1 protein-coding gene is annotated in these 1,006 nt (G+C 67.5%); it reads left to right on the forward strand.

Annotated features, from left to right (window positions below; all coding sequences use genetic code 11):
• Positions 1–88 precede the first annotated feature (88 nt).
• Positions 89–982, forward strand: coding sequence for an IS5 family transposase (locus tag E2C06_RS36660; RefSeq protein ID WP_206664855.1), 894 nt, complete (start codon positions 89–91; stop codon positions 980–982).
• Positions 983–1,006 lie beyond the last annotated feature (24 nt).

A 1,006-nucleotide genomic window follows, 5' to 3' on the forward strand; every position in this document is an offset into this window, starting at 1 on the left:
AGAGTCTGAACGCGAAATAAGTCTGGCCCTTCAGGTCGGTTTCGACACGTAGGGCAGTGCGCCGGCTGAGCCTCACCATGTTGGGCCGATGTCTCGCACCAGCCTACACAGCAATGCCGACCTGCCTCCGCCTTCCGATCGCCGTGTTCCCCGCCCCAGCCGTGGTGACGGCTGGAATGCCCTGGCTGACATCGAGGTTTTCGTCTTCGCGGTCGAGGCCGAGTTGGAGGCCATGGACCGCGAGCGGATCGGCGTGCACCGCCGCGGCCGCAAGCCGGACCTGATGCTGCGGCGGCGCCTGATCGGGCTGATTTGGACGCTGACCTTCGGCGGCCTGCAGTGGCGCATCGCCGGCTGGCTCTCGGGTGTTCCCTTCACCACCCTGCACAGCAGCTTCGCGCGCTGGACCCGCCTGGGGCTTTGGCGACGGCTGGGACAACGCCTGGCATTCGATTGGCGGCTGGCCTGCGGCGACGAGGTGCTGCCCTCGGCGGTGGTGACCGACAGCCGCTCTCTCCGGTCAGCCCCAACCGCCTGGGTGCGCGGCATCGATGGCGGCAAGCTGGTCAAGGGCGTGAAGCTGTTCGCGGTCTGCGACAAGCACGGCTCGCTGCTCGATCTCGAACTGCACCCCGCCAACACCGACGACCGCGCGGGCGTCCTGCCGATGCTGCCGCGGCTGGCCGCGCTCGGCTTCGAAGGTGATCTCCTCGGCGACAGCGGCTTCAAGGGCGCGCCCTTCGCCGCGGCAGCGCTCGAGCACGACATCCATGTCTCGGTCTCGCCCGGCGGCACGCGCGAGGGTCGCTTCCTGCCAAACGGGATCAGGTGGGTGGTGGAGCGGCTGTTCGCTTGGCTCAGCCGCTACCGCCGCCTCAACGTCGTGTACGACCGCGCCGGGGACCTCTTTGCCGGGCATATCTGGATTGCGATGACCTCCATCATCGCACGCCGGCTCGTCGCTCAAACCCAGGTGCAGTAAGGAGTTTAATCGCGTACAGCTTCT

It is taken from the genome of Dankookia rubra, assembly GCF_004355005.1.
In the GTDB taxonomy this organism is placed as follows: Bacteria; Pseudomonadota; Alphaproteobacteria; order Acetobacterales; family Acetobacteraceae; genus Paracraurococcus; species Paracraurococcus ruber_A.

Coding starts and splice junctions, on each gene's coding strand:
- E2C06_RS36660 (WP_206664855.1), top strand. CDS start 89: ATGTCTCGCACCAGCCTACACAGCAATGCCGACCTGCCTCCGCCTTCC.